Source organism: Phenylobacterium sp. (assembly GCF_031360265.1).
GTDB lineage: Bacteria > Pseudomonadota > Alphaproteobacteria > Caulobacterales > Caulobacteraceae > Phenylobacterium.
The window spans coordinates 1-25,576 of sequence record NZ_JANMBF010000050.1 but is presented as its reverse complement, the minus strand read 5'-3'; the positions used below and the strand labels follow the sequence as shown (position 1 = coordinate 25,576).

The following is a 25,576-nucleotide window of genomic DNA, read 5'->3' as shown; positions in this document are numbered from 1 at the left end:
ACCGCCGGCAAAGCTGAGCTATTGGCCGCCGGCCAGGAAGTCGTAGACGTTGGCCTCGCGGGTCACGGCGATGGAGATTTTCTCGTCGTTGATCTGGATTTCTCCGCGCGCGATCGGGTGATTGTTGGCCAGGATCCAGACCTCGTCATGGATCGCCGTGTCGAGGGGGATGACCGCGCCCCGGCCCATGCGCAATAGCTGCTGCATGGGCAGCGTCGAGCGCCCCAGCACCACCTGAATCTCGACGTTGACCGCCTTGACCTGACTCACCGATACACGCCCTTGCCCTAAGCGGGCTTTGCGCATGGCAAGCCCAGGCCCCACATTGAAAGCAACATGCTTGACCGGGCGTTAAATACCGAGGGCGCGAGGCCCCTTTTCGGGCGTGACGATGGCGCTGCGGCGGGCTGGGCGCGTTCAGCCGCGCCGGTCAGCTATCTCGAGGCCGTCGCCGCCATGGAGGCCCGGGTGGCGGCCATCGCCGAGGGTAGGGCCAGCGAGCTGATCTGGCTTCTGGAGCATCCGCCGCTCTATACCGCCGGGGTCTCGGCGCGACCCTGCGACCTGCTGGACACCGACCGCTTCCCGGTGTTCGCCAGTGGCCGCGGCGGACAGTTCACCTATCACGGGCCCGGCCAGCGCGTGGTCTATGTGATGTTGGACCTGACCCGGCGGCGCAAGGATGTGCGGGCCTTCGTGGCCGCCCTGGAGGCCTGGCTGATCGACGCTCTGGGACGCTTCAACGTCGATGGCCAGGTCCGTGAGGGCCGAGTCGGGGTCTGGGTGGAGCACCGCAGGCCGGGGGCGGCGCCGCGCGAGGACAAGATCGCCGCCATCGGCGTGAAGCTGCGCCGTTGGGTCTCGTTTCACGGCGTTTCGCTGAATGTGGCGCCCGATCTGGATCATTTCAGCGGCATTGTGCCGTGCGGCGTCACCGAGTACGGCGTCACCAGCCTGGCGGACCTTGGGGAGCCCGTATCCCTCGACGAAGCCGACGCGGCCCTGCTGGCCAGCTTCCGGAAGATGTTCGGCCCGGCGACACCCACCGACCCGCCAGCCTGACCGGGGCTTCACGGAGCCGGTGAGTCGGTGGTTTAACAGGGCATGATTGGCGATCCCGACTCCCTGCGTTCGCGCGCCCTGCCTGTGCGCACCCTGGCGACCCTTGCGGTCATCGCCACCCTGACGACAGCCTTCGCGGCGATCGCGCAGACCGCGCCGGTCAGCTATCCGCCGTCGCGCTCGATGGCCGATGTGACCGCCTGGATCCGATCCGACACGCCGCTGTCGCCATCGCAAGTGGTCGATGTCGGGGTCTCGGCGGTCACAGCGGTCACCGCGTCGACCCCGATCGGCGAACCGCGCGGATTTCTGGCCACGGTCAGCTCGGAGTCCCTGGACCCCGGTATCGAAGGCGCCCAGGGCATCGTTTCATGGTCGGTCCCGGTGCAGGTGGACTGCGAGGCGCGCAAGGTGAAGCTGGGCGCCATGACCGGCTATCCGCGCCGCGACCTGGCCAAGGATGGACGACCAGTGCGCCCCGCCGACACCGATTTCATCTCGCCGACCCCCGGCGCTCCGATCGATACGGTGGTGCGCGGCCTTTGTGACCGTGACTTTCGCCGCCCGCTGCTGCCCGGCCGGATCGTCGCCAAGGCGCCTGAGCCGGCCAAGCCAGGCCCGCGCCAGGTGATCGTGGCCTCCGCGAACCCGGCGGGGGCCGACCCGCAACCCACGAAGGCGGCAAGGACGGCGGCTCGGCCGGCGCAGGCGATTTCGGGACCCGCCCCGCAATCGGGATCAAGTCTGGTGGCCGTGCAGGTTGGCGCCTCGCCCGATCCTGCGGACGCCAAGGGCCTGCTGGCGCGCGTGCAGCGCCGGTTCCCTGAGGACCTGCGGGGGCGCGCCGGCAATGTGGCCATCGCTCAGGTGGATGGCCGAACGGTGCATCGGGCGTTGATCACGGGCTTCGCTTCGACCGGAGAGGCAATCGCCCTTTGCGAGCGATTGAAGGCTGGCGGTCAGGCCTGCTTCGTTCGCCGCTGAGGGCGCCCTTCGCGGGTTTGCCGCTGGAACAATCGCCAAGCTGAACCGTTGATGTAAGGGGCGTGCGTGTTGGAGCCAAGCGATGGCCACAGCTGATCGATCTTCCCTAAGTAACGAAGGTGACTTTCAACACGCCCTGAGCGAGGTCGCGCGGCTGCTGGACGAGCCGCACGCGCCCGAGACGGTCGAGGATCGATGGTTCGCCAAGTTGCTCGGTCAGATCGCCGAGTACCACGACGCCCTGCCGCCGGAGCACCGTGACGCGAACCTGGACCGATTGCGCGATCTGGATCGCCAGCTGCAAGCCTTCGGCAAGCGCTGGCCACGGCCCGATGGCGCGCAAGGCGAGCCTCCGTGGCAACCTCTGCTGGGCGGCGACGTCGATCCGCGCCACCACATCGGCTAGGCCCCTGTCAGACGGCCAGCGGCGGTCGCAGCGGGTTGGGGCCGTAGCGGTTGCTCCCCTGTTCGCCCGGCATGGCGCCCAGCTCCACAGCCGCCCAGATCAGGATCAGACTGAAGGCAAAATCGAAGAAGCTGTCAGGTTGCGGCCAGACGGCGACCGTCGCGACGAGGATCGGCGCCGCCAGCCACCCCGAGCGGCCACGGTCGTGCAAGCGCTTGGAAAGGACACAGACGCCGCAATAGATCAGCGCGGGATAGACGAACCAGCCGGTCAGCCAGTGCACCGCTGTCGGCACGATCGCCTCATAAAGCGCGGCGATCGCCAACAGGATCGCAGCCGCGATCAGTGACCAAGCTCGGGGGGTTCGCCCCCCGGCTGAGAAGAACAGCGCGCTCCAGTCGATCTGGCCGTTCACGGGGAGGCCAAGTCCTGTTCAGCGGCGCAAGGTGGCTCCGCGCGTCTCACGTGAACTCCACCAGCACCTCGTCGGCGGCCACGCTGTCGCCGGCGGCCGCGTTGACGGCGCTGACCACTCCGTCGCGCTCGGCGCGAATGATGTTCTGCATCTTCATCGCCTCGATCACCGCCACGGCCTCCCCGGCGCGGATCTGCTGGCCGATTGTGACGTCGAGCGTGACCACCAGTCCGGGCATGGGCGAGAGCACCATCTTCGACGTGTCGGCGGCCACCTTGGGCGGCAGCTTTTCATGCAACTCGGCGGTGCGCGGCGTCAGCACCAGGACGTGCAGCGTCGTCGCCCGGTGGCGGATCACGAAGCCCTCGGCCGCCGGTTTCACCACGGCGGTGAAGGGCCTGCCGTCGAGGCTGGCGCGGAAGCTCGGCTGGCCAGGACGCCAGCGGATATCCTCCAGGCGTAACTTGCGTCCCTCACTCTCGATGATCAGGCCGCCGCCGTTGCCGGAGACGTGGACCTCGCGCTTCTCGTGGCCGACCACGACGATCCAGTCCTGGCGCAGCTGGTCGGGCGCGGCGCGGGCCAGCAGCGCGCGGTGCATGGACAGCGCCACGGCGGCGATCAGGTCGCGTTGCTCCAGCGTTGGCGTCAGGCCCTGGAAGCCCTCGGGGAACTCGTCCTTGATGTAGTTGGTGGAAAGCTGACCCGATCGGAACCTGGGCTGATCCATCACCGCCGCCAGGAACGGGATGTTCTGGCCAAGGCCCTCGATATGGAAGTCCTCCAACGCGCGCGCCATGACGTCGATGGCCCCCTCGCGGGTCGGCGCCCAGGTCGACAGCTTGGAAATCATCGGGTCGTAGAACATCGAGATCTCATCGCCCTCGCGCACCCCGGCGTCGTTGCGCACCTTTCCACCGGCGACATCGCCCTCATGAGGCGGGTCGTAGCGCACCAGGCGGCCGATGGACGGCAGGAAGCCGCGGTAGGGGTCCTCAGCGTAGATCCGGCTCTCCATGGCCCAGCCGTCGATCTTCAGGTCTTTCTGGGCAAACGGCAGTTTCTCGCCGTAGGCGGAACGGATCATCTGTTCGACGAGGTCCAGGCCGGTGATCAGCTCGGTGACCGGGTGTTCCACCTGGAGGCGGGTGTTCATCTCCAGGAAGAAGAAGCTCTTGTCCTGCCCGGCCACGAACTCGACGGTGCCGGCTGAGTCGTACTGGACCGCCTGGGCCAGGGCCACGGCCTGGGCGCCCATGGCCGCGCGGGTCGTCTCGTCGAGCAGCGGGCTCGGCGCTTCCTCGATGACCTTCTGGTTGCGCCGCTGGATCGAGCATTCGCGTTCAAACAGGTGGACCACGTGGCCGTGTTTGTCGCCCAGCACCTGGATCTCGATGTGGCGAGGGCTCTCGATGAATTTCTCGATGAAGATCCGGTCGTCGCCGAAGCTCGACCCGGCCTCGGCCTTGACCGCCGGAAAGCCCTCCTCGACGTCCTGCGTGTTCCAGGCGACGCGGATGCCCTTGCCGCCGCCGCCGGCCGAGGCCTTGATCATCACCGGATAGCCGATGGACTCCGAGATCTTGATGGCGTGCGCCGTGTCGTCGATCTCGCCGATGTGGCCCGGCACCACCGAGACGCCGGCCTTGGTGGCGAATTTCTTGCTTTCGATCTTGTCGCCCATCGCCTCGATGGCGTGCGGGTTGGGGCCGATGAAGACGATCTTCTCCTCGGCGCAAAGCTTGGCGAAGCCGGCGTTCTCCGACAGGAAGCCGAATCCCGGATGGATCGCCTGCGCGCCGGTCTCGCGGGCCGCGGCAATGATCTTGTCGGCCACCAGATAGGACTGGGCGGCGGGGGCCGAACCAATGAACACGGTTTCATCGGCCATCTCGACGGCCATGGAATCGGCGTCAGCCTCGGAATAGACCACCACGGTGGCGATCCCCATCCGGCGACAGGTCTTGATGATGCGGACCGCGATCTCTCCGCGGTTGGCGATCAGGATCTTTGAGAACATTCCGTCGGTACTCAAGGCTTTCGAAGTGAGGGTTGCGACCTTAGATTGGTGGGCATGAGCACGCCAGCAGTCTCCCCGCCCCGCACCTCCCCATCCGGTTTCGACCTCACCGCGCCTACCCCAGAGGAACGCAAGCGCCTCGAGGCGTCGCTGACCCGCGAGGAGGCCGAGGTTCTGCTGCACCATGGCACTGAGGCGCCGTTCTGCGGCGGCCTGCTCGATCAGAAGGACGCCGGGGTCTATGGCTGCCGGCTCTGCGGCCTGCCGCTGTTCGAACACAAGACCAAGTTCGAGAGTGGCACCGGATGGCCGTCGTTCTGGGCGCCCGTCGACGAAGCGCACATCATCGCGATCAAGGATGTGTCCTACGGCATGGTCAGGATCGAGACGACCTGCGCGCGCTGCGGCAGCCACCAGGGCCACGTCTTCCCCGACGGACCGCCGCCGACCCGCCTGCGCTACTGCATCAATTCGGTGTCCTTGGAATTCACGCCCTATGGCGCGCCCCTGCCCGATCGGCTGGGCCGCGGAGAAGCCTTGGCGATGGCGCCCGCCGGCAACGGGTGATCGTCCTCGTTGGTGAGGATGCGATGCAGATTCTGGAACAGGAACGCCGTCGACCAGCCGATCAGCAACATGCCGTTCAGTGACTCCAGCCCGCCGGTGACCCGCCACCGATTGGCGAAGGTCTGGCCGCCGACACCGGCCGTCGAATAGGCGGATGTCGAATAGTAGATCGCCTGTTCCCAAGTCTGGGTGGCCGCCACGCCCTTGAACAGCACCGCATAGGCCAGCACCTCCAGGCTGTGCAGGGCGAAGAGGCTGAGCGCGAAGAGGATCGGCACAAGGATGCGGTCCAGCGCCAGCCAGGGTGTGCGCCCGTGGGTCAGGTGCAGCCGGCCCAGTTTCAAGAGGGTCATCAGGCCGGCCAGGTGGATGATCACGGTCGCCACCCACATGGCGCCGGACACGGCGAGCTCAAGGGGAAGGTCGATGGGCAGGTGATGTGAAGGCATGCGAGCGACACTACCGGGCTGTTGTGGCCCGCGCGAGGCGATGGCGGCCGCCTACGCCGAGGCAGTCAGTGACTGCGCAAGCTCGGCGACCCGTAGGGCGGGAGCGGGGTCGAAGCCGTCGGCCATACACCAGGCGGCCGAGACGCCGGCATGGGCGAGAGTCCAGCGCAACAGCCGCTCGCGGTCAAGCCGCGCCGCCTTTGCGATAACCTCGGCCTGGCGCGCCAGCCGCCCCGGACGCAGCGCCATCTCCTCATCCGGGTTGCAAATCGTGGTGGCGTATTCGTAGGCGCGCTCGCCAAGCAGCCCCTTGGGATCAATGATCAGCCACCCACGCTCGCCACCGTCCACGACGTTCTGGTGATGCAGATCGCCGTGCAGGAGGCAGACGTCGCGCGGATCATCCAGCAGTTCTTCAGCCACCGCGAGCGCGGCGCTCAGGACGCCGCCGTGGATCGCCGCGGCGGGCGCCAGGGCGCGGAACCAGCTGCGCAGCGGCATGAGGCTCGCTGGCGGCGGCGCGGCGCGAGGGGCGTGCAGCCGATCGCCGACCGCGCAGAGGATGCGCATCACCTCGTCGTCGGCCCCGTCGCGGGCCATGGCCACCAGCGAGCGTGTCCCCGGCAGACGTTCCAGCAACAGCGCCTCGTCCTCCAGCGCCAGCACGCGCGCCGCGCCGTCGCCGTCCAGCCAGGCCATGAGCGCAGCGCCTGCGCGTTCGTGATCCGAGGTGGCGAGTTTGAGGATCGCCGGCGCGCCAGCCCGCCGAACCGGGATCAACCAGTTCCCGGTGTAGGGCGTCTGAAACGGCTCGCCGTCCGGCGTAAGGCTCCAACGCTCGATCCAGCGGGAAAATATCGATAGATCTTTCATCGGTTTAGAGCGGAATGTTGTCGTGTTTCTTCCAGGGGTTGGTGAGCTGCTTTCCCTTGAGGTTCTTCAGCGCCTTGACGATCCGCCGGCGCGTGCCGTGGGGCATGATCACGTCGTCGATATAGCCGCGGGACGCCGCAACAAAGGGGTTGGCGAAGCGGGCCTGGTACTCCGCGGTGCGCGCCGCGATGGCGTCCGGGTCGCCGATTTCCGAGCGGAAGATGATCTCCACCGCCCCCTTCGCGCCCATCACCGCGATCTCGGCGGTGGGCCAGGCGTAGTTGATGTCGCCGCGCAGATGCTTGGAGCTCATCACGTCATAGGCCCCGCCATAGGCCTTGCGGGTGATCAGGGTGATCTTTGGCACCGTGGCCTCGGCGAAGGCGAAGAGCAGCTTGGCGCCATGGCGGATCAGGCCGCCCTGCTCCTGCTTGGTGCCCGGCATGAAGCCCGGCACGTCGACGAAGGTGATCAGCGGGAACTCGAAGGCGTCGCAGAAGCGCACGAAGCGGGCGGCCTTGCGGCTGGACTCGATGTCCAGGACGCCCGCCAGCACCTGCGGCTGGTTGGCGACGATGCCCACCGGCTGGCCGTCCATCCGCGCAAAGCCGCAGACGATGTTCTTGGCGAAGTCAGGGCTGATCTCGAAAAAATCGGCCTCATCCACAATTTTATTGATCAATTCCTTGATATCGTAGGGCTTGTTGGGATTGGCCGGGACCAGGGTGTCGAGGCTGGCCTCGTCGCGCGCGGGATCGTCGAAGCTTTCCCGGACCGGCGGCTTTTCGCGGTTCGAGGCCGGCAGGAAATCCACCAGCCGGCGCACCTGGGTCAGCGCCTCCAGGTCGTTCTCGAAGGCGCCGTCGGCGACGCCCGACTTCATGGCGTGGATGCGATAGCCGCCCAGGTCCTCGTGGCTGACGTCCTCGTGGGTGACGGTCTTCACCACCTCGGGGCCGGTGACGTACATATAGCTCGTGTCCTTCACCATGAAGATGAAGTCAGTGATGGCCGGCGAATAGACGTCACCCCCGGCGCACGGCCCCATGATCACGCTGATCTGCGGGATGACGCCTGAGGCCAGGGTGTTTTCCAGAAAGATGTCGGCATAGCCGGCGAGGCTCTCGACCCCCTCCTGGATGCGCGCGCCGCCGGCGTCGAACAGGCCGATGATCGGCGCGCCCATCTTCATCGCCTGGCGTTGCACCTTGAGGATCTTTTGCGCGTGCGCGCCCGAAAGAGACCCACCGAACACGGTGAAATCCTTGGAGAAGACGAAGACGACCCGCCCGTTGATCCGGCCCCAGCCGGTGATCACGCCGTCACCGGGGATCTTCTGGTCGGCCATGCCGAAGTCGGTGGCGCGGTGCTCGACGAACATGTCGAACTCCTCGAACGACCCTTCGTCCAGCAACAGGTCGACCCGCTCGCGCGCGGTCAGCTTGCCCTTGGCGTGCTGGCTGGCGATCCGCCGCTCGCCGCCGCCCAGCTTGGCGTCCTGGCGACGCTTCTCAAGCTCTTCGAGTATCTGCTTCACGCGGCCCGGCCTCCCCTGCTGCGGGGCCAGGGGTAGAGCGCGGCCGGGCGGGTGGCAAGCTCAGGCCTGAATGCCGCCGATGGCGTTGCCCAGTTGCGCGCGAGCCGTCTCCAGGCGGCGCAATGTGGCGAGCCGCTCACCCACCGCAGGCGGCGTCAGCATCCGGCCATCCGACAGGCGGTCGATCAGGCGGTCGATGTGGGCGCAGGCGGTTTGACGGTCCGCCGCCGGAGCGCCGTTCGACAGGGTCTCCTGAGCCTCGATCAGCGCCGCCATGGCGGCCGGAGCCAGGGCCACGGTGGAGGCCGAATGCCGTGGCGCGCGCGGCTGCGGGTCGCGAGGGTCTGCGGCCTCGGCGACTGGAAACGCCGCGCGCGCAATCGCGCCGGAGACCGGGGACAGGTACCCATAGAGGGCGATCGGCGCGACCATCGTCTGTGACTCCGCTCCATTGCGGCACAGCGGCCGAGGATTCGGAACAGGCGGCGCAAGTTCGGGGCCGCGATCCTAGAGTGCTGGATCTGAAGTTCGCCTTCTTGAGGGATCAGGCTCTGAGCGAACTTCAGATTCAAGAAGCACACTAGAAAACAAACACTTGCTAGTGTCCTCGTCGATCCCGAAGTTCGACCGCACCGGCCTCAGGCGCCCGCGAACTTCGGAATCGGGACACTAGCGGGCGAGACCCCGGAACCATCGCGCCAGCATGGCCGCCTCGCCGCGAAGGCGCTCGGTGCGTTCGGCGGCCTCGGCGTCGACGCCCCACTGGTCTTCCTGCCAGACCTCATCGACGCGGGAGAGGGCGAAGGCGTCCTCCCCCGCGAGCCAGCCACGCTGCAGGGCGATCACCAGCACCGCCGAGCCAAACAGCGCCGCGCCGAAGGCCAGTCCGGCCAGGCCGAAATCGTCGAGGGCGAGCGCCAGGGCCTTAACCTGATCCAGGGTCTCATCGGGCTGCGGTTGATGGACAATGCCGGCGCCGCGGACGAACCGCAGCCCTGCCTCGGTCTCCAGGCGTCCAAGAAGCGGACCCCAGTAGGCCTGTTGTCGGGCCACAAGACCGGCGGGCTCGGTGGCGAAGTAACAGACCAGATCGGAGGCGGCATAGTCGGCGATCACCTGGGCGGTGGCCTCGCGCGCCTGCGGGATGGCGTCGATCGCGGTATTGGCCAGGCGCGTGGCGTGCATCGCCGCCAGCGCGAGCGTCTCGCCCTGCCCGGCCCATTCTTCGGCGACCTGGTCGGCCAGGGCGCGGGTCGGCAGCACGACGTCGCCGGCCCTGGGCGTGCGCAGCCCGCGGCCATCGAGGCGCACGGCAAAGCCCGCGTCCGTCGCAACCACCTCCACGGCCTTGTAGAACCGTCGGGGCTTCTCCCCGGGTTCGCGGTAGCCTCGCGCCAATACGTCACCCCCGAAACGAAACGGCCAAGGTTGCGCCGCTTTCGTCTGACATGACGGCGAAGAGGGACTGGCGCAAGGAGGCACGAGAGTGGCGCTTGCCGACCAGACTATGAGGGCCGCCATCGCGGCCACGCGCTTTGGCCTGGGCGCCCGGCCGGGCGAAATCGCACTGACCCGCCGCGACCCGCAGGGCTTCCTGCGGAGCCAGATTCGGCGCGAGGGCGCCGACCTGCCGCCCGGGACGCCGGCGACCAGCGCGCAGCGGCTGAACGAATTCCGCGACTATCAGCGGGACAGGCGCGCGGCCAAGGTCGAGAAGACCGTCGACGCGCCCCCCCAGGGGGTCGCAACAATGGCGGCGCGCGACCCGGTGAATCTGGCCGGGCGCATGCTGCGCCAGGACCTGGCCGCGGACTTCTCCGGCCGGATCGCGCTCGCCGCCACCACCGACGCGGCTTTCCGCGAGCGCTGGGCCCTGTTCTGGGCCAACCACTTTACCGTGTCGGCGAGCAAGGCGATCACCGCCACGGTGGTCGGACCCTTCGAGGACGAGGCCATCCGGCCCCACGTCTTTGGCCGATTCGAGGACCTGCTGGCCGCCGCCGAGACGCACCCGGCCATGCTCACCTATCTCGACCAGGTTCAGTCGATCGGGCCCGACAGCCCAGCGGCGCTGTTTTTGAAGACGGGCGGCCCGCGCGGCGTCGGCGCCCGCCCACAGCCCGCGACCCAACGCACCGTCGGGCTCAACGAGAACCTGGCGCGTGAGATCCTGGAGCTGCACACCGTCGGCGTCAGCGCCGGCTACACCCAGGCCGACGTCACCGAGTTCGCCCGCGCGATGACCGGCCTGTCCATCGGCGGTCCGCGCGACGAGAGCTATGGCGCGCCCCTGTTCCGCGCTCAGGCCCACGAGCCTGGAGAACGGACGGTGATGGGCGTTCGTTACGCCCCGGGCGGCCGGGCCCAGGCCAGCGCCATTCTCTCCGACCTGGCCGCCAGGCCGCAGACCGCGCGCTTCATCTGCGGCAAGATCGCCCGGCATTTTGTCGCCGACGACCCGCCCCCGGCCCTGGTGGGTCGGCTGGACGCCGCCTGGACCTCGAGCCGCGGCGACCTGGCGCGCGTGGCCGAGGCCCTGATCGCGGCGCCCGAGGCCTGGGAGCCGAAAGCCGCCAAGTTCAAGACTCCCTATGAGTTCATCGTGTCCAGCTATCGGGCGGCGGACGCTTCCCCCATGGCCTTCGACCGGCTGGCTCCGATCCTCACCGGTCTGGGCCAGAAACCGTTCTCTGCGCCCTCGCCCAAGGGTTGGCCGGACGACGCACAGTCCTGGGCCGCCGCCGACGCCATCGTCAAGCGCATGCAGTTCGCCCAGGGCTTCTCCGGCGCGGCGCTGCGCGACCGCGACCCCAGGACGTTGGCCGTTGAAGCCCTCGGCGAACGCCTCTCCGCCGAAACCGCCAAGGCTATAGCCCGCGCCGAATCGCGCGCCGAGGGGTTCGCGCTGCTGCTGATGAGCCCGGAGTTCCAACGCCGATGAACGCGCTCGCACCCAACCCCCTCGTCGCCCCGTCGAGAAGGCGACTGCTCACCACCGCCGCAGGCTTCGGCCTTTCGCTCCAGCTACTCGCCGTTCCGGCCCTGGCCGCCGATGGCGACCTCAACAGGCGAAAGATGATCGTGGTGATCTGCCGGGGTGGTATGGATGGCCTGTCGGTCGCGCCGCCGGTCGGCGATCCGGACTATCCGTCCCTGCGCGGTGGCCTCGCGATCGGCGAAGTCGCCCTGCCGTTGGACGCGACCTTCGGCCTGCACCCGCAACTGTCGGCCGTCCACGCGCTCGCCCAGGCTGGCGAGGCGCGCATCGTGCCGGCCGTCGCAACACCGGATCGCGCCCGATCGCATTTCGAAGCGCAGGACGTGCTGGAGACCGGCGCGGCGGGCGTCTACACGACGACCTCGGGCTGGCTGAACCGGGCCGTGGAGACACTGTCCACCCACCGCAAGGTGGACGCCCTGTCGGTCGGACCCACCGCGCCGCTGATCCTGCGGGGCAAGGTCCAGACGGGATCGTGGTCCCCAGGCCGGGCGGTTGACACAGAGGCGCGGCTGCCGCTGCTGCTGCTTGACCTCTACCGCAACGACCTCCTGCTCGGGCCCGCGCTGGCTCGCGGGCTCGCCACCGAGACCATGGCCAAGGACGCAACGGCGGGCCTCGGCGCCGCGCCTTCGCCGGGCGCCGGCAAGGCAGGCGGTCAGCAAGGCCGCGAGGCGGCCCACGCACTGGGGTCAGCCCTGGCCGGCTTCATGCGCGAGCCGGGCGGGCCGAGCGTGGCGGCCCTGTCGCTGGACGGGTTCGACAGCCACGCCAACCAGGCCGGCCTGCTCAACGCCCGCCTGGCCTATCTGGACGCGGTGCTGGACGGCGTTCACACCGGCTTGGGTCCGGAATGGCGCAACACCGTCGTCGTGGTCGCCACCGAGTTCGGGCGCACCGCGCGCGCCAACGGGACGGGGGGCACCGACCACGGCACGGCGTCCACGGCGCTGATCCTGGGTGGCGGGCTGAGGCCCGGCGGCATCATCGGCGACTGGCCGACACTCAAATCCAGCGCCCTCTACGAGAACCGGGACCTGGCGCCGACGCTGGACATGCGCGGCCTGTTCAAGGGCGTTCTGGCCGGGCACATGGGCGTCGATCACATGGCTCTGGACCGTGTGGTGTTCCCCAATAGCGGCGCGACCAAGCCTGTGACTGGACTGGTCTAGCTATTTCGGGACGGCGTCGAAGGCCAGCGTCAAGCGGGCCTCGTCCGTCGTGAACGGAACGGTGCCGTGCCACAGGTAGGACGGGAACAGCACCAGCCGGCCAGGTTTCGGCTTGACGAAGTGAGCTGGCGGCAAGGGGGGATCGGTGACGAAGGGCGGCTGGCCGAAGCGAATCCAACCCTGCCGGTCGGCGCTCTCCAGGGCCGCGTCCGGCGTTTCGACATAGAAGGCCGACGAGAGCCACCCCTCCGGGTGAAAATGATCCTGGTGGAAACCGCCGGCCCTCAGGCGCACCGACCAGGCGCCCTGAATCCGGTAGTCGAAGGTATTGCGCCGCCGCAGCGGATCGGCGCCCTGGCCCAGCTTGGCCATATGCTGGCGGATCGGCGCGTCTATCGCCGCGAAGAAGGCGCGCAGGGCCGGGGCGTCAGACCCCGTCAGCAGATGCAGAGTCTGGCTGCCGTGACGCAGCGACTGGTTGGGCGGATGCTGCTGATAAAGATGAAGGTCATTCAGCGTCTTGCTGAGATCACCCAAGAACGCCTGGAGGTTCGGCCAACCGGGCGGCGTGGCCAGGTCGTAGACTCCGACCATGGCCTCATAGTCGCAAAGCTCAGCATAGAGCGGATCGCCCATCGCCCGCGCCGCCGTCGCCGCCCAGCCCCACAGCGACTGATCGTCCGGACGGTTCGCCAAGGCGGCGCGGAGCCGGGTGAGGGCCGAATCCGCCCGCCCACTCGCCAGGTCCACGATCGCGCCATACTGCGCCACGGCGCGCGAATCCGGATCGAGCGCGCGCGCCTGGGTCACATACCGGTCGGCCTGTGCAATCCGCTCCAGGTACAGCGACGACTGAGCCGCGCCCAGCAGGATCGCCAGGTCGTCAGGGAGCCGGCGGCTCGCCGTTTCCAGCAGGTCGGCGGCGCGGGACCCCTCGCCGGCCGTCTCGAACAGGGTCGCCTTAGCGAGCAGCAGCGCCGACGGGTTCCCGCCCTGATGAAAGGCCGCGTCCAGCACGGCCTGCGCCGCCGCAAGGTCACCGCCGCGCATCCACACCAGATTCGCCAGTTCCGCGGCCACCACCGGCGCGCCCTGTGACCGCATCAAGGCCTGACGAAAGGCGTCCTCCGCCCGATCCAGGTCGCCGCTTGCCTGCAAGGCCCGGGCATAGGCGCTCCACGTCTCCGGCGCGTCGAGGCCGCGCTTGAAGGCCGCCTCACAGGCTGTCAGCGCCTCGGCGGCGCGGCCAAGGTCTCCCAGAGTGGCGGCGTAGTTGTGCCAAGCGACAGCGCTGTCGGCGAACCGTTTGGTGGCCTCCAGGTTGAAGGCGACCGCCTCTTCGCGACGCCCCGCCGCCTTCAGCGCCGCGGCGTGGGTGGCCAGCGCCATGTGAGTGGGCCGCGCCTCAGCGACCAAGCCCTCGGTCAAGACCAGGGCCTCGGTGGCCCGACCCTGGGCCATCAACGCTTCGGCGCGCGCGATCATCGCCTCACTCATCCGCGGGACCTTCCAAAGGGTTCGGCCGGAGCCTCATGTTCCGTAAAGCCGAAGCGTGCAAATCCCGCGCGCATCTCAGGACTCAGGGGCGCCTCCAGCACCAACTGGCCACGGGAGGGATGGGCGATCACCAGGCGCCGGGCGTGCAGTTGCAGCTTCAAGCCGAGCGACAGGGCGTTGGAGGCTTCGTTGGCGTATTTTGGATCGCCCAGGATCGGATGGCCGATGGCCAGCATGTGCGCGCGCAGCTGATGGGTGCGCCCGGTGAGCGGGCTGAGCGCCAGCCACGCGGCGCGGTCGCCGGCTCTGGAGATCGTGACGAATTCGGTCTGGGCGGCCTCCGCCTTCGGATCTGACAGATCGGCGGGGCGCACCATCTCGCGGTCGCCGACGCCCTTCTTGGCCAGCGGCAGGTCGATCAGGCCCGCGCCAGGCTTTGGAAAGCCGACCACCAGCGCCCAGTAGGTCTTCCGCGCTTGGCGCTTGGCGAAGGCGGCGGCGAGCTTGGCGGCGGCGCCTGGAGACTTGCCCAGCACCAGCACGCCGGAGGTGTCGCGGTCGAGCCGATGCGCCAGCCGGGGTCTTTCCAGCCCCTCGCCCCAGGCCGAGAGCAGCCGATCGACGTGGTTGGTGGTCTTGGTTCCGCCCTGCACCGCCAGCCCGGAGGGCTTGTTGAGCACCAGAACCTCGTCGTCCTCGTGCAGCACCAGGGACCGGGCGAATGCGATCTCACGGGGGTCGAGCTGGTCCCGGTCGCGCGGCGGCGGGGCCTGCGGCAGCGGCGGCACGCGGATCTGGGCGCCGGCCGCCAGCCGGGTGTCGGGCCTGGCGCGGCCGCCATCGACCCGGATCTGACCGGACCGGGCGAGTTTCTGGATCTGGATATGGTTCAGGTGCGGCCACCGCCGCTTGAACCAGCGGTCAAGGCGCACCCCGTCTTCGCCGGCATCGACGAACAGGGTTCGCACCTCGTTCATGCAAACAGCCGACGCATCAGCAGGAGACCCGCGAACAGCGCCGTGACCGAGAGGATAACCGAGGCCAGACTGTAGACCGCCGCTGTCCCATAGGACCTGCGCTCGATCATCAGGGCCGTCTCCAGCGAGAAGGCCGAGAAGGTGGTGAAGCCGCCGAGGACGCCCACTCCCAGCAGTAGGCGCCATTTCTCCTGGTCCGCGCCCCCGCGCAGCGCAAGCCAGCCGATCAGCACCCCCATCAGGAAGCCGCCGATCAGGTTCGCGGCAAAGGTGCCATAGGGAAACCCGGCGCCAAACGCCCTGAGCGTCTGCACGCCCAGCAGATAGCGGCAGACCGCGCCGAACGCGCCGCCGAGGCCTACGAACAGGAGAGTCAGGGGCATGCCCCCTTATGCGACGCCGGGTCGCCGTCGCAAAGGCCGTCAGATGCGCGGGCCGAGGCTCTCGCGCACGCCGCGGGCGTCATAGACGTCGATGTCCGTCGGCTTGGGCCCCTTGCCCATCAGGATTTCCAGCGTCGCCGCCAGCGCGGGACCGCCGCCCAGGGGGATGCCCGTCCCGACGCCGACACCGCCGGCGCCGTGTCGCCCGAAGCTCATGCCGCCGACCCCGACGCTCAGGCTCGAGCCGGAATATCCGGTCTGGCGGGTGTTCCGGTCGGTGACCCGGAACCAGTCGCAACCCTCGGCCAGCGTCAGGTCGGCGGCGCGCAGCAGCGCGTAGTCCTGAACCTGGGCGGGCGGCGCGCCCGGTCCGCCCTGGAACGTCACGCGATAGCGGCCGGGCTCGATCCGAAGTTGCGAAAAGCCAACGCCGGCGCGGGCGGTGGCGGGCTGGAAGCGCGTCGGCTCCGTCGCGCAGGCGCTGAGCGAAAGCGCGGCCAGAGCTGCAAGGATCAGGCGTTTCATCGGTGGGTGTCCATAGGCATCGCCGCAGAGAACGGCGGATCGGGTGATGACGTTCCGCCCTCAGCCAAGCCCAAGCCCGGCGATCAGGCCAGCCATGTCCTGAGGAAGGGGCGCTTCGACGCGCATCTCGCCGCCCGAGGGATGCGGAAAGGCGAGCGCCGCGGCGTGCAGCATCAGCCGCGGAACGGGATGGCCACCCACCACCAGCGCCCCGCCATAGCGCGCGTCGCCGGCGATCGGGCGGCCGAGCGAGGCCAGATGGACGCGCAACTGGTGCATCCGGCCGGTCAGCGGGTCGAGTTCCAGCAGCGCCGCGCCGGGCGCCTCGCCAAGCGTGCTGTAGCGGCTGCGCGCGGCCTCGGCGTCGGGATGATCCGCGGGACAGACGCGCATATAGGCCTCGCGGCCCTGTTCGTCGCGGCGCAAAGGGGCGTCTATGATCCCCGCCCTCGGCTCCGGCGGGCCCGGCGTGACAATGGCGCGGTAGGTCTTGGCGATCTTGCGATCCATCATCGCCTTGCCGAGGAAGCCCGCCGCGGGTTTGGTCCGGGCCGTCAGGATCACGCCGGAGGTGTCGCGGTCCAGCCTGTGGATCAGCCGTGGCCTGGCCTTGCCGGGCTTGGCGAAGGCCCAGAGCAGTTCGTCCAGCGTATGGACCTGGCCACGCCCGCCCTGGCTCGACAGGCCGGACGGCTTGTTCAGCGCCACGATGTGGGGATCCTGATAGATCACCAGCCCTCGGACGAAGGCGATCTCATCCTTGGAGAGCTTGACCGGGGTGACGGGCGCGCGGTCCGGGCGCGGGGGACGCCGACTCAAGAGCGATCCTTGCGCAGCGCCGTCCAGCGATCGAGCCGCTCCTTGATCCTGGCCTCCGACCCCTCGCCCTTGGGCGCATAGAAGACCTGGGGGGCCATCTCGTCGGGGAAATAGCCCTGGCCGGAGAAACCCTCGGGCTGGTCGGGGTCGTAGGCATAGCCCTTGCCGTAGCCCAGCTCCTTCATCAGCCGGGTGGGCGCGTTGCGGATGTGCAGCGGCGGGGCGAGCGAGCCTGTGTCCCGGGCCGCCTTCATGGCCGCGCCGTAGGCCCGATAGACGGCGTTGGACTTGGGCGCCGTGGCCAGGTGGACCGTCAGCTGGGCCAGGGCGACTTCCCCTTCCGGAGAGCCGAGGAAATCGTAGGTGTCCTTGGCCGCGTTGGCCAGGATCAGCGACATCGGGTCGGCCTCGCCGATGTCCTCGGCGGCGGCGCGGATCAGCCGGCGGGCGATGAACAACGGGTCCTCACCGCCGGCCAGCATGCGCGCCAGCCAATAGAGCGCCGCGTCGGGATCGGACCCCCGGATCGATTTATGCAGGGCGGAGATGAGGTTGTAGTGCTCCTCGCGGTCCTTGTCGTAGGCGGGGCTGCGCTTCTGCAGCACCTGGCCAAGGTCCTTGATCGTCAGGGGCTTGGCCGAGCCGATGTTGAACAGGGTCTCGGCCAGGGTCAGCAGGTAGCGCCCGTCGCCGTCCGCCAGCGCCGACAGCGCGGCGCGAGCGTCCGGCTCCAGCGGCAGAACGCTTCCCTCGAACGCCTCGGCCTTAGCCAGCAGGACCTCCAGGGCCTCGTCGTCCAGCCGCTTCAGCACATAGACCTGGCAGCGCGACAGCAGCGCCCCGTTGAGCTCGAATGACGGGTTCTCGGTGGTGGCGCCCACCAGGGTGACGATCCCCTCCTCCACGAACGGCAGGAAACCGTCCTGCTGGGCGCGATTGAAGCGGTGGATCTCATCGACGAACAGCAGGGTCGACTGGCCGGCCAGGCGGCGCACCCGGGCCTGCTCGAACGCCTTCTTCAGGTCCGCGACACCGGAGAAGACCGCCGACAACTGCTGGAACTCATAGCCGGCCTCCTTGGCCAGGAGGCGCGCGATGGTGGTCTTGCCGGTGCCGGGCGGCCCCCACAGGATCATCGACGACAGGCGCCTGGCGTCGGCCATGCGTCGGACCGGACCTTGCGGACCCAGCAGATGGTCCTGGCCCACCACCTCGTCCAGCCGCTGCGGGCGCAGGCGATCGGCCAGCGGGGACGGCGCCTGAGGGGTCAGGCCGGCGGCTTCGAAGAGATCGGCCATGCGCGACGCCTTAGCATCTTACGCCCGGAAGGTCGCCGTCACCTGCTGTCCGCCCCGTTCGATGGTCACCTCCCAGACACGAGACGCCACGCTGACCGCGCCGGTGAGGTCGCGCACGCTCTGGATCGCGCGCCCGTTCACCGAGCGGATCAGGTCGCCGGGGCGCAGGCCGACTCGCTGGGCCGCGCCGCCGGAGATCTTGGAGATCAGCACGCCCCGGCCGCCGAACGGATCGAGGCCCAGTTCCTCGGCCACGGCCGGCGAGAGATTGACCACGGTCGCGCCCTCGAAGGGGTTCTGGCCGCTGACCACGCGTTCGTCCCGCGCGGGCGTCGCGGGCGGCGCCTCGGCGCGCAAGGTAAGCTGCTGGTCGCCACCGGCGCGGCGCACGCCGACCCGAAGGGTTTCGCCGGGCCGATGGGTCGCCACTGCATAGTGCAGGGCGGCCGCGTCGACCACCGCATCGCCGTCGACCGAGGTGACCACATCGCCCTGCTTCAGCCCGGCCTGCTCGGCCGCGCCGCCGGGCCAGAGGTCTGACACCAGGGCGCCGGCCGGTCGTGCGAGACCCAGGGCCTTGGCGATCTCGGGCGTGACGCTCTGCAGGCGCGCGCCGACCCAGGGGCGCACCACGGTTCGGCCTCCGCCCATCGCAGTCTCCACCACGCGACGCACCACGGGCGCCGGAATCGCGAAACCGACGCCGGAGGAGGTGCCTGATCGTGACAGGATGAAGCTGTTGATCCCGATCAGGTCGCCGCTCATATCGACAAGCGCGCCCCCGGAATTGCCAGGATTGATCGCTGCGTCGGTCTGGATGTAGGCGCCGGCGTCGCCATTGGGATCGGCGGTGCGGTTGAGCGCCGAAATGATCCCGTTGGTCACCGTCTGGCCGACGCCGAAGGGATCGCCGATAGCCAGCACCAGGTCGCCCACCTGCATCTCCGCGCGATCCGCGATAGCCAGGACCGGCAGTTTCTCGCTCGGCGGAATGTCGATCTTCAGGATGGCCAGGTCCGTCCGCGGGTCGGCCAACAGCAGCTTGGCCGGAAATTCACGCCGGTCGGCCAGCGAGACGGTGATTTCCTGGCCGCCCTCGACCACGTGGTTGTTGGTGACGATGACTCCGTCGGCGCGAACGATTACGCCGGACCCTAGCGAGCCTTCCACGCGGTCGCGCGGGGCGCCCCTGCCAAACAGCTCCCAGAAGGGATCGACTTGCTGGCGGACCAGGCGCTTGGACGAGATGTTGACCACCGCCGGGGCGGCGCGCCTCACCACCGGGGCGAAGGACTGCTTCAGGCCGATGGCGCTGGTTGGGATCACCCGGGCGGGCGTGGCCAGTTGCGCCTGTCCCTGAGCCTGGGCCCGGCTGTTGGCGGACGGCGAACAGGCGGCCAGCAGGACAAGGGCCGGGATCAGGACGCGGGTTGCGCGCATGGTCTCTCCGAGGTTGCGATCAGCCGTCCAATGCTAAGGTTTTTTCGGGCGCAATGATGGCGTTACTGCGCCGCGGCCGGCGCCGCCTTGGCCCGGGCGTGCCCGACCCGCACCGCCAGCAGGAACGCACAGCCCATCAGGCCGGCGGCGATGAAGATCGGCAGGCCCGGCGCGTGCAGCACCGCGTCCTGGCGCACCGCCCAGGCGAAGGTCAGGCCGAAGACCAGGGGCCCGGTCACCGAGGCGATTCCCTGCAGGCTCTGGTTGGCGCCCTGGAGCTGGCCCTGTTCCCGCGGACCGACGCGCCGGGTCATCAACCCTTGCAGGCCGGGCTGGAGAAAGCTCATCAGGGCGAAAACTGGCGCCGAGGCGACATAGGCCCACCCATTGGGCGCCAGGCCATAGAGAGTGAAACCGGCCATTCCGCCCAGTGTCCCGAGCAACAGAGCGCCCCGCTCGCCGATCCTGGCCACCACCGGCCCGACGAACAGGCTCTGCACGATCACACCCAGAACACCGGTCAACATCATGGTCAGCCCGACCATGTCGGACCCCCAGTGGTAGCGGTAGCCGGCATAGAGCACGAAGATCGACGGCAGGACCGTGTGCGCCAGCTGGAACAGGAAGCCTACCGTGGCCAGTCCCAGGAGTTCGCCATGCGCCCGCAGGAAGCTGAGTGAGCCGAGCGGATTGGCCCGCGCCCAGTTGAACCGGGTCACGCGGCGCTCGAGCGGCAGGGATTCCGGCAGGACGAAGAAGCCATAGAGCCAGTTGATGGCGGTCAGCCCCGCGGCCACCAGGAACGGCAGGCGCAGCGCGAAGTCGCCGAGATAGCCGTGCATGAACTCGCCGGCGAGGAAGCCGCCGAACACCGGCCCCACCAGGAAGCCGAAGCTGAAGGCCGAGCCCATCCAGCCGAACGCCTTGGCGCGATCCTTAGGCTCGGTGACGTCGGCCACATAGGCGTTGGCGGTCGAGAAGCTCGCCGCCGTCATGCCATTGATCACCCGACCGACGAACAGCCAGGCGAGGTTCGGCGCAAAGGCCATGACCAGGAAATCCACGGCCAGGCCGAACAGCGAGATCAGCAGCACCGGTCGACGGCCGATCCGATCCGAGAGCATGCCGAGGATCGGGCCGCAGAAGAGCTGCATGACTCCCCAGGTCACCGAGAACAGCACATTCCAGGTGGACGCCGTGGCGGTGTCGCCCCCCACCAGGTGCTTGATCAGGTTCGGCAGCACCGGGATCATGATGCCGAACGACACCGCGTTCATCAACGCGCAGGCGAAGACAAAGCGGAAGGCGGCCTTGCGCCGCGTGACGGTCGACGTATCGGTCATGGAAGTCTCCGAAAGGCATCCTGAAACAAAGCCGGAACCCCCGCAACATGGTTAGGACACTCGCCCGCCCATCGCGGCGAGCTGTTCGCGCCAGTATTCCGACAGCCGCAGCAGCAGCGCCGCGTCGGGGAAGCCATGCCTGGCGGCGCTCGCCGGGGGGACCCGATCGAAGCCGCGGTGCTCGATGCTGACCCGGGTCTCGTCGCCGACCGCTTCGAATCGCACCTCCACCTCCGTGTGAAGCTCGAGTGGAAAATTTGCCTGCCGCCAAGAGAACACCAGCTTTCCAGGTGGGTCCCAGGCGAGAATTCGGCCGATCTCGAAGACCTTGCCGCCTTGGCGGGTCTCGACCAGGCGACCGCCCTCGCCTCCACCTCCGTCGGAAAACTCGAACGACAGGCGCCCCGGCCGCGGAGTCGTCTGGAACAGCGGACTTGGCCGCCACCAGACACCGATCTCATCGACGAAGGCGGCGAAGGCCCGCTCAGGCGTCGCCTTCAAACGCAGGGCCACATAGACCTTCGAAGTCACTCGTCGCCCTCGACGTGGGTCTTGAAGGCGACCAGCTGTGCGCTCCACAGCCGTTCGGCGTCCTCCAGCCAGCGCAGCAGATGAACCATGGGCTCGGGTTTCAGGGCATAGATGCGCACGCGCGCATCGAAGGTCGGATGGGTGTCTTCCACCAGACCGCATTGCCGCAGCGTGCGCAGATGGCGGCTCATGGCCGGCGCGGTGAGGTGGAGCTCGCGGGCCAGGTCGCCCGCGGCGCGTGGCCCCTGGCTCAACAGATCGACCACGCGGCGCCGATGCGGGTCGGCGAGCGCCGCCAAGGTCCGGTCCACCGCGGCGTGGGCCGCGTTCACACCCACCCGGTGATCTTCAGGCCGGTGGCCTTTTCGGCCGCCTCGCGGGTCACCACCTCGACCGTCTGGGCGACGGTCCAGATATGGCCCTCGGGATCGCGGCAGCGATAGGTGCGGTCGCCGTAGAACTGGGTCTCGGGCGCCATCAGGATCTCCGCGCCGGCCGCCCTCGCCCGCTCGCGGTGGGCGTCGACGTCGGTGTCGATCTGGATGTGGACGGTCTGGGTGTTCTTGCCGCCGATCGATTTGGGGCTCTTGTGGTCGGCGCTCCACTCATTGCCGATCATCACCACGGCGTTGCCGAAGCGCATTTCGGAATGGGCCACGTTGCCCTGATCGTCCTCGATCAGCATGGAGACTTCGAAGCCAAAGGCCCGCTCCAGCCAGGTGAGCGCGGCCTTCGGGTCCAGGTAACAGACCGCCGACATCAGCGGCGCGCGCCAGTCAGCCATGACCGGCCTCCTTCAACGACGTTGCGATCTTCAGGCCGCTGTCGCGTTCCATCTTCTCGCCGGAAACCACGCGAACCTCCTGGCTGAAGTTCCAGACGTGGCCCTCGGGATCCGTGGCCCGGTAGGTGCGCGCGCCATAGAACTGGTCCTCAGGCTCGGCGGTGATCCTTGCGCCCGCGACGCGCGCCCGATCGCAATGGGCGTCGAGACCCGCCTTCAACGCGATCCGCACAAACTGTGTCCCGTCGCCGCCAAGACTTGCTGGGCTCTTCATGTGGGCTCCGCCCAGCATTTCGCCGCCCCACTCGCCGCCGATCCCCACCGGGGAGCCGAGAAAGCTCATCTCCGCGTGAGCGACCTTGCCTTCGGCGTCGGTGACCAAGGTCGTGGTCTCGAATCCAAAGGCCCGCTCCAGCCACCGCATCGCGGCGACGGGATCCTGGTAGAAGACATTGGGGACGATCGCGGGCCGCTCGGCCATGGCGGACATTCCTTGTTGTTGTCCACAATATTTAATCCATATCGAAACTAATGCGTCAAGCGCGCCTACGCGGCCGCTGTTTGGCGGAGATCGACTTGACGACGCTGCGCGACGGCGCGGCGGGATTGATCGGCGCGGCGCGAGCCAGGGCTTGGGCCATCAGAACCTGCACCGCCGGGTCGTCCAGCACGGCGAGTGTCGGCAGCTTCAGGCTCCGCACCTGGGCGCCCGCCCCGTCCAACCGCCCCTCCGGATCGTCGAGCTCAGCGCCGCGGAAGAAGAACAGCCGCAGCCAGCCGGGGAAACAGGCGATGGAAAAGACCACATCCGCCAGCTTCTCCGAAGCGCCGTAGCCGATCGCCAGCGCGTTGTAGTTGTCATAGACGAGCTCCACAGCGCCGGGGAGGCGCCGACGCATCTCCGCCCGCGCAGCGCGGATCTCCGCGGCGATCGGATCCGAGAACTTGGCGATGAAGCCCTCGATCTGAAGCTCGGCGTCCATGGCGTCAGGGCGCCAGGGCCGCGGCCAGGTCGGCGAGGTTGCCGTCATTGGGCCGCGCCCTCACCCCGATCAGCCTGGCCAGCAGCGGATAGACGTCGACGTTGTCGAAGGCCTTTAGCACCACGCCCCTTCGGAACGCCGGGCCGTGGGCCACGAACAGCGCGTCCATCAGCGGGTCATAGGGGTCGAAGCCGTGGGAGCCCTTGTTGACCCCGCGGCCTTTCGCGCCGATCACCCAGCCGGTTTCGGCCAGACAGACGAACGGCGGCACGCGGGGGTTGTGGCCGTAGTGGAAGCGGGCCGGCACATCGCCCTTTCGCCAGCAGGTCATGTGGGGGTGCGGCGCGAGCAACGCCTTGGCCACCTCGCCCTCATGGCCAGGCATGGCGCTGAAGCCCGCGACCGGCCCCAGGCTGACGGCATGGACGTCGGCAGTGGGCAGCAGGTCCTCCAGCAAGGCCACCTGGTCGCCTGAGGTCGGCGCCATGCCGTGGTCGGCGACGATCACCAGGTTGGCGGTCGCGAACAGGCCCCTGGCCTTCAGGCCCGCCACCAGGCGGCCCACCGACCCGTCGGTGCGGGTGAGCGCGGCGTTGACCTCGGCGGAGTCCGGGCCGGCGGAGTGGCCCCAGGTATCGACTTCGTCGAAGTAGAGCGTGACGAACCGCGGGCGCTCGGCCGCCGGCCGGTCCAGCCAGGCCAGCACCTGGTCAACCCGTTGATCGGCGGAAAACTTCTTGTCGTACATCTTCCAGTCGCGCGGCTGGATCCCACGGATCGGCAGGTCCGAGCCCGGCCAGAACATGGTGGCGGTCCGGATGCCCGCCCGCTCGGCGGTCACCCAAAGCGGCTCGGCCTCGTCCCACCAGAAGGGGTCGTGCGAGACATCGACCTTGCCCATGGAGAAGCTGACGCCGGGCTTTCGCGGGTCTTCCATGGTGTTGTCGACGATGCCGCTGCGGTCGGGCCGCAGGCCGGTCACCAGGGTGTAGTGGTTGGGGAAGGTCAGGCTCGGAAACGACGGGTGCATGGCCACCGCCCGCACCCCATCGGCGGCCAGAGCCGAGATGTTGGGCGTCACCCCGCGTTGCAGGTAGTCCGACCGGAACCCATCGATCGAAATCAGGAGGGTGAGCGGCGGCGGCCCGGGCCTCAGGGGCGCCTGCGTGGCGCAGGCCGCCAAGGCCAGGACGATCAGCAGAACCCAGGGATGGCGGCGGATGCTCATGGCGGCAGACTACGCCGGCGCGCGGAGGTTCGTCATCCTCACAGACGAAAGCCCCGGAACCTGGGGCTCCGGGGCTTTCAAATTCTCGGTCGGACAGAAACCTGCCTAGTCGGCGAAGCTTTCCTGGACCGGACCGGAGTCCTTGCCCTTTTCGGCCGGATCGCGATCGACGAACTCGATGACCGCCATGGCCGCGTTGTCGCCGTGACGGAAGCCGGCCTTCAGAACGCGGATGTAGCCGCCGCTGCGCTCGGCGTAGCGGGGACCCAGCACGCCGAACAGCTTGCCCACCTGCTCGACGTCGCGCACCTGGCTGATCGCCTGGCGGCGCGCGTGCAGATCGCCGCGCTTGCCGAGCGTCACCAGTTTCTCGACGAAGGGCCGCAACTCCTTGGCCTTCGGCAGGGTGGTGACGATCTGCTCGTGCTTGATCAGGCTGGCGGCCATGTTGGCGAACATGGCGGTGCGATGCGCCGAGGTCCGACCCAGTTTGCGGCGCGCGATACCGTGGCGCATGGAAATCTCTCCTTCGAGGATCGGGGCGTCTCGCGACGCGCCGAAACAATTACATCTGGTCTTCGAACTTCTTGGCCAGCTCTTCGATGTTTTCCGGCGGCCAGTTGGGCACGTCCATGCCCAGATGAAGCGCCATTCCAGCCAACACTTCCTTGATTTCGTTCAAGGACTTGCGGCCGAAATTCGGGGTCCGAAGCATCTCGGCCTCGGTCTTCTGGATCAGGTCGCCGATGTAGACGATGTTGTCGTTCTTCAGGCAGTTGGCCGAGCGGACCGAGAGCTCGAGCTCGTCGACCTTCTTCAGCAGCGCCGGGTTGAACGGCAGTTCCGGCTTGGCCTCGCCCTCGACCTTCTTCTTCGGCTCTTCGAAGGTGATGAAGATCTGCAACTGGTCCTGCAGGATGCGGGCGGCATAGGCCACGGCGTCGACGGGGGTCACCGCGCCGTTGGTCTCGACCTCAAGCACCAGTTTGTCATAGTCGAGGCTCTGGCCCTGGCGGGTGGGCTCGACACGATAGGCGACGCGCTTGACCGGGGAATAGAGGGCGTCGACGGCGATCAGGCCGATTGGGGCGTCCTCGGGGCGGTTCATCTCGGCCGGGACATAGCCCTTGCCGGTCTGGACCGTGAACTCCATGCGCACGGTGGCGCCGTCGTCCAGGGTGCAGAGCACATGGTCGCCGTTGAGGATCTCGATGTCCGCCGGGGCGTCGATCTGGCTGGCGGTCACGGCGCCGGGGCCGGTGGCCCGCAGCGTCATGCGCTTGGG

General features: G+C 68.5%; 30 protein-coding genes. 6 read left to right on the top strand and 24 right to left on the bottom strand.

Translation table 11 applies throughout. The annotated features are described in order from the left end of the window. Positions 1–18: 18 nt before the first annotated feature. Positions 19–306, bottom strand: a complete 288-nt coding sequence (locus tag RMN86_RS04440; protein WP_309604627.1) for a FliM/FliN family flagellar motor switch protein — start codon at positions 304–306, stop codon at positions 19–21. Positions 307–336: 30 nt separating this feature from the next. On the opposite strand from RMN86_RS04440, the gene lipB reads away from it, so the two are divergent. From lipB to RMN86_RS04425, 3 genes are all read left to right on the top strand, one after another. After that, positions 337–1,062, top strand: coding sequence for a lipoyl(octanoyl) transferase LipB (gene lipB, locus RMN86_RS04435; protein ID WP_309604626.1), 726 nt, complete (start codon positions 337–339; stop codon positions 1,060–1,062). 42 nt (positions 1,063–1,104) lie between these two features. Continuing rightward, positions 1,105–2,046, top strand: coding sequence for an SPOR domain-containing protein (locus RMN86_RS04430; protein ID WP_309604625.1), 942 nt, complete (start codon positions 1,105–1,107; stop codon positions 2,044–2,046). 82 nt (positions 2,047–2,128) lie between these two features. Further along, complete coding sequence (locus RMN86_RS04425) at positions 2,129–2,452, top strand: hypothetical protein (protein WP_309604624.1); 324 nt, start codon at positions 2,129–2,131, stop codon at positions 2,450–2,452. Between the two features lie 7 nt (positions 2,453–2,459). Here the strand turns inward: RMN86_RS04425 and RMN86_RS04420 are convergent, their stop codons facing one another. Both RMN86_RS04420 and RMN86_RS04415 read right to left on the bottom strand, forming a co-directional pair. Continuing rightward, complete coding sequence (locus RMN86_RS04420; RefSeq protein ID WP_309604623.1) at positions 2,460–2,867, bottom strand: DUF805 domain-containing protein; 408 nt, start codon at positions 2,865–2,867, stop codon at positions 2,460–2,462. A 46-nt stretch (positions 2,868–2,913) separates the two neighbouring features. Beyond that, positions 2,914–4,887: an acetyl/propionyl/methylcrotonyl-CoA carboxylase subunit alpha gene (locus tag RMN86_RS04415; RefSeq protein ID WP_309604622.1), complete on the bottom strand. Its 1,974-nt coding sequence runs from the start codon at positions 4,885–4,887 to the stop codon at positions 2,914–2,916. A 54-nt stretch (positions 4,888–4,941) separates the two neighbouring features. Between RMN86_RS04415 and msrB the strand changes: the two genes are divergently transcribed. Further along, entirely contained in the window at positions 4,942–5,454 is a 513-nt protein-coding gene (gene msrB, locus RMN86_RS04410) for a peptide-methionine (R)-S-oxide reductase MsrB (protein ID WP_309604621.1), read from the top strand. On the opposite strand, the gene RMN86_RS04405 is transcribed toward msrB, so the two are convergent. From RMN86_RS04405 to RMN86_RS04385, 5 genes are all read right to left on the bottom strand, one after another. Further along, the gene (locus tag RMN86_RS04405; protein ID WP_309604620.1) at positions 5,382–5,903 is read right to left on the bottom strand and encodes a hypothetical protein; all 522 of its coding nucleotides are present in this window, start codon (positions 5,901–5,903) and stop codon (positions 5,382–5,384) included. The genes msrB and RMN86_RS04405 overlap by 73 nt on opposite strands. A gap of 51 nt (positions 5,904–5,954) precedes the next feature. Continuing rightward, positions 5,955–6,776: an aminoglycoside phosphotransferase family protein gene (locus RMN86_RS04400; RefSeq protein WP_309604619.1), complete on the bottom strand. Its 822-nt coding sequence runs from the start codon at positions 6,774–6,776 to the stop codon at positions 5,955–5,957. Positions 6,777–6,780: 4 nt separating this feature from the next. Next, positions 6,781–8,313 (bottom strand): acyl-CoA carboxylase subunit beta, encoded by a 1,533-nt coding sequence (locus RMN86_RS04395; RefSeq protein WP_309604618.1) that lies wholly within the window; start codon positions 8,311–8,313, stop codon positions 6,781–6,783. Between the two features lie 60 nt (positions 8,314–8,373). Next, positions 8,374–8,745, bottom strand: a complete 372-nt coding sequence (locus RMN86_RS04390; protein WP_309604617.1) for a hypothetical protein — start codon at positions 8,743–8,745, stop codon at positions 8,374–8,376. A gap of 237 nt (positions 8,746–8,982) precedes the next feature. Next, positions 8,983–9,711 carry an ATP12 family protein gene (locus RMN86_RS04385; RefSeq protein ID WP_309604616.1) on the bottom strand — a complete coding sequence of 243 codons (729 nt, stop codon included), beginning with the start codon at positions 9,709–9,711 and terminating at the stop codon, positions 8,983–8,985. An 88-nt stretch (positions 9,712–9,799) separates the two neighbouring features. On the opposite strand from RMN86_RS04385, the gene RMN86_RS04380 reads away from it, so the two are divergent. Then, a complete protein-coding gene (locus tag RMN86_RS04380) occupies positions 9,800–11,254 on the top strand; it encodes a DUF1800 family protein (protein ID WP_309604615.1) in 1,455 nt (484 codons plus the stop codon). Further along, a complete protein-coding gene (locus RMN86_RS04375) occupies positions 11,251–12,483 on the top strand; it encodes a DUF1501 domain-containing protein (protein WP_309604614.1) in 1,233 nt (410 codons plus the stop codon). The genes RMN86_RS04380 and RMN86_RS04375 overlap by 4 nt, the downstream gene beginning before the upstream one ends. On the opposite strand, the gene RMN86_RS04370 is transcribed toward RMN86_RS04375, so the two are convergent. The 16 genes from RMN86_RS04370 to RMN86_RS04295 all read right to left on the bottom strand — a co-directional run. After that, positions 12,484–13,980 carry a putative 2OG-Fe(II) oxygenase gene (locus RMN86_RS04370; RefSeq protein WP_309604613.1) on the bottom strand — a complete coding sequence of 499 codons (1,497 nt, stop codon included), beginning with the start codon at positions 13,978–13,980 and terminating at the stop codon, positions 12,484–12,486. It lies immediately after the preceding gene. Continuing rightward, positions 13,977–14,957, bottom strand: a complete 981-nt coding sequence (locus tag RMN86_RS04365; protein ID WP_309604612.1) for an RluA family pseudouridine synthase — start codon at positions 14,955–14,957, stop codon at positions 13,977–13,979. Before RMN86_RS04365 ends, RMN86_RS04370 begins: the two co-directional genes overlap by 4 nt. Further along, positions 14,954–15,340 (bottom strand): fluoride efflux transporter CrcB, encoded by a 387-nt coding sequence (gene crcB / locus RMN86_RS04360; RefSeq protein ID WP_309604611.1) that lies wholly within the window; start codon positions 15,338–15,340, stop codon positions 14,954–14,956. Before crcB ends, RMN86_RS04365 begins: the two co-directional genes overlap by 4 nt. A 39-nt stretch (positions 15,341–15,379) precedes the next feature. Further along, complete coding sequence (locus tag RMN86_RS04355) at positions 15,380–15,865, bottom strand: CC0125/CC1285 family lipoprotein (RefSeq protein WP_309604610.1); 486 nt, start codon at positions 15,863–15,865, stop codon at positions 15,380–15,382. 60 nt (positions 15,866–15,925) lie between these two features. Further along, the gene (locus RMN86_RS04350) at positions 15,926–16,684 is read right to left on the bottom strand and encodes an RluA family pseudouridine synthase (RefSeq protein ID WP_309604609.1); all 759 of its coding nucleotides are present in this window, start codon (positions 16,682–16,684) and stop codon (positions 15,926–15,928) included. Further along, positions 16,681–17,982, bottom strand: a complete 1,302-nt coding sequence (locus RMN86_RS04345; RefSeq protein ID WP_309604608.1) for a replication-associated recombination protein A — start codon at positions 17,980–17,982, stop codon at positions 16,681–16,683. Before RMN86_RS04345 ends, RMN86_RS04350 begins: the two co-directional genes overlap by 4 nt. Positions 17,983–18,000: 18 nt before the next feature. Continuing rightward, entirely contained in the window at positions 18,001–19,422 is a 1,422-nt protein-coding gene (locus RMN86_RS04340; protein ID WP_309604607.1) for a Do family serine endopeptidase, read from the bottom strand. A 62-nt stretch (positions 19,423–19,484) separates the two neighbouring features. Then, positions 19,485–20,765 carry a TCR/Tet family MFS transporter gene (locus tag RMN86_RS04335; protein ID WP_309604606.1) on the bottom strand — a complete coding sequence of 427 codons (1,281 nt, stop codon included), beginning with the start codon at positions 20,763–20,765 and terminating at the stop codon, positions 19,485–19,487. A gap of 51 nt (positions 20,766–20,816) precedes the next feature. After that, positions 20,817–21,296: an SRPBCC domain-containing protein gene (locus RMN86_RS04330; protein ID WP_309604605.1), complete on the bottom strand. Its 480-nt coding sequence runs from the start codon at positions 21,294–21,296 to the stop codon at positions 20,817–20,819. Continuing rightward, entirely contained in the window at positions 21,293–21,634 is a 342-nt protein-coding gene (locus RMN86_RS04325) for a metalloregulator ArsR/SmtB family transcription factor (protein ID WP_309604604.1), read from the bottom strand. Before RMN86_RS04325 ends, RMN86_RS04330 begins: the two co-directional genes overlap by 4 nt. Then, positions 21,625–22,080: a VOC family protein gene (locus RMN86_RS04320; protein ID WP_309604603.1), complete on the bottom strand. Its 456-nt coding sequence runs from the start codon at positions 22,078–22,080 to the stop codon at positions 21,625–21,627. Before RMN86_RS04320 ends, RMN86_RS04325 begins: the two co-directional genes overlap by 10 nt. Beyond that, positions 22,073–22,561 (bottom strand): VOC family protein, encoded by a 489-nt coding sequence (locus RMN86_RS04315; protein ID WP_309604602.1) that lies wholly within the window; start codon positions 22,559–22,561, stop codon positions 22,073–22,075. Before RMN86_RS04315 ends, RMN86_RS04320 begins: the two co-directional genes overlap by 8 nt. Before the next feature lie 55 nt (positions 22,562–22,616). Next, positions 22,617–23,063, bottom strand: a complete 447-nt coding sequence (locus RMN86_RS04310) for a DUF1801 domain-containing protein (protein ID WP_309604601.1) — start codon at positions 23,061–23,063, stop codon at positions 22,617–22,619. A gap of 4 nt (positions 23,064–23,067) precedes the next feature. Then, positions 23,068–24,291, bottom strand: a complete 1,224-nt coding sequence (locus RMN86_RS04305; RefSeq protein WP_309604600.1) for an ectonucleotide pyrophosphatase/phosphodiesterase — start codon at positions 24,289–24,291, stop codon at positions 23,068–23,070. Between the two features lie 105 nt (positions 24,292–24,396). Further along, complete coding sequence (gene rplQ / locus RMN86_RS04300; RefSeq protein ID WP_309604599.1) at positions 24,397–24,807, bottom strand: 50S ribosomal protein L17; 411 nt, start codon at positions 24,805–24,807, stop codon at positions 24,397–24,399. A gap of 49 nt (positions 24,808–24,856) precedes the next feature. After that, positions 24,857–25,576: DNA-directed RNA polymerase subunit alpha (locus tag RMN86_RS04295; protein WP_309604598.1), on the bottom strand; the 720-nt coding region annotated here is incomplete at its 5' end.

What these genes read in the sequence shown, in the direction of transcription:
- RMN86_RS04440 (WP_309604627.1), bottom strand. Translation starts at nt 306, where the DNA reads ATGCGCAAAGCCCGCTTAGGGCAAGGGCGTGTATCGGTGAGTCAGGTC.
- lipB (WP_309604626.1), top strand. Translation starts at nt 337, where the DNA reads ATGCTTGACCGGGCGTTAAATACCGAGGGCGCGAGGCCCCTTTTCGGG.
- RMN86_RS04430 (WP_309604625.1), top strand. Translation starts at nt 1,105, where the DNA reads ATGATTGGCGATCCCGACTCCCTGCGTTCGCGCGCCCTGCCTGTGCGC.
- RMN86_RS04425 (WP_309604624.1), top strand. Translation starts at nt 2,129, where the DNA reads ATGGCCACAGCTGATCGATCTTCCCTAAGTAACGAAGGTGACTTTCAA.
- RMN86_RS04415 (WP_309604622.1), bottom strand. Translation starts at nt 4,887, where the DNA reads ATGTTCTCAAAGATCCTGATCGCCAACCGCGGAGAGATCGCGGTCCGC.
- msrB (WP_309604621.1), top strand. Translation starts at nt 4,942, where the DNA reads ATGAGCACGCCAGCAGTCTCCCCGCCCCGCACCTCCCCATCCGGTTTC.
- RMN86_RS04405 (WP_309604620.1), bottom strand. Translation starts at nt 5,903, where the DNA reads ATGCCTTCACATCACCTGCCCATCGACCTTCCCCTTGAGCTCGCCGTG.
- RMN86_RS04400 (WP_309604619.1), bottom strand. Translation starts at nt 6,776, where the DNA reads ATGAAAGATCTATCGATATTTTCCCGCTGGATCGAGCGTTGGAGCCTT.
- RMN86_RS04390 (WP_309604617.1), bottom strand. Translation starts at nt 8,745, where the DNA reads ATGGTCGCGCCGATCGCCCTCTATGGGTACCTGTCCCCGGTCTCCGGC.
- RMN86_RS04375 (WP_309604614.1), top strand. Translation starts at nt 11,251, where the DNA reads ATGAACGCGCTCGCACCCAACCCCCTCGTCGCCCCGTCGAGAAGGCGA.
- RMN86_RS04370 (WP_309604613.1), bottom strand. Translation starts at nt 13,980, where the DNA reads ATGAGTGAGGCGATGATCGCGCGCGCCGAAGCGTTGATGGCCCAGGGT.
- RMN86_RS04365 (WP_309604612.1), bottom strand. Translation starts at nt 14,957, where the DNA reads ATGAACGAGGTGCGAACCCTGTTCGTCGATGCCGGCGAAGACGGGGTG.
- crcB (WP_309604611.1), bottom strand. Translation starts at nt 15,340, where the DNA reads ATGCCCCTGACTCTCCTGTTCGTAGGCCTCGGCGGCGCGTTCGGCGCG.
- RMN86_RS04355 (WP_309604610.1), bottom strand. Translation starts at nt 15,865, where the DNA reads ATGAAACGCCTGATCCTTGCAGCTCTGGCCGCGCTTTCGCTCAGCGCC.
- RMN86_RS04345 (WP_309604608.1), bottom strand. Translation starts at nt 17,982, where the DNA reads ATGGCCGATCTCTTCGAAGCCGCCGGCCTGACCCCTCAGGCGCCGTCC.
- RMN86_RS04340 (WP_309604607.1), bottom strand. Translation starts at nt 19,422, where the DNA reads ATGCGCGCAACCCGCGTCCTGATCCCGGCCCTTGTCCTGCTGGCCGCC.
- RMN86_RS04335 (WP_309604606.1), bottom strand. Translation starts at nt 20,765, where the DNA reads ATGACCGATACGTCGACCGTCACGCGGCGCAAGGCCGCCTTCCGCTTT.
- RMN86_RS04320 (WP_309604603.1), bottom strand. Translation starts at nt 22,080, where the DNA reads ATGGCTGACTGGCGCGCGCCGCTGATGTCGGCGGTCTGTTACCTGGAC.
- RMN86_RS04315 (WP_309604602.1), bottom strand. Translation starts at nt 22,561, where the DNA reads ATGGCCGAGCGGCCCGCGATCGTCCCCAATGTCTTCTACCAGGATCCC.
- RMN86_RS04310 (WP_309604601.1), bottom strand. Translation starts at nt 23,063, where the DNA reads ATGGACGCCGAGCTTCAGATCGAGGGCTTCATCGCCAAGTTCTCGGAT.
- RMN86_RS04305 (WP_309604600.1), bottom strand. Translation starts at nt 24,291, where the DNA reads ATGAGCATCCGCCGCCATCCCTGGGTTCTGCTGATCGTCCTGGCCTTG.
- rplQ (WP_309604599.1), bottom strand. Translation starts at nt 24,807, where the DNA reads ATGCGCCACGGTATCGCGCGCCGCAAACTGGGTCGGACCTCGGCGCAT.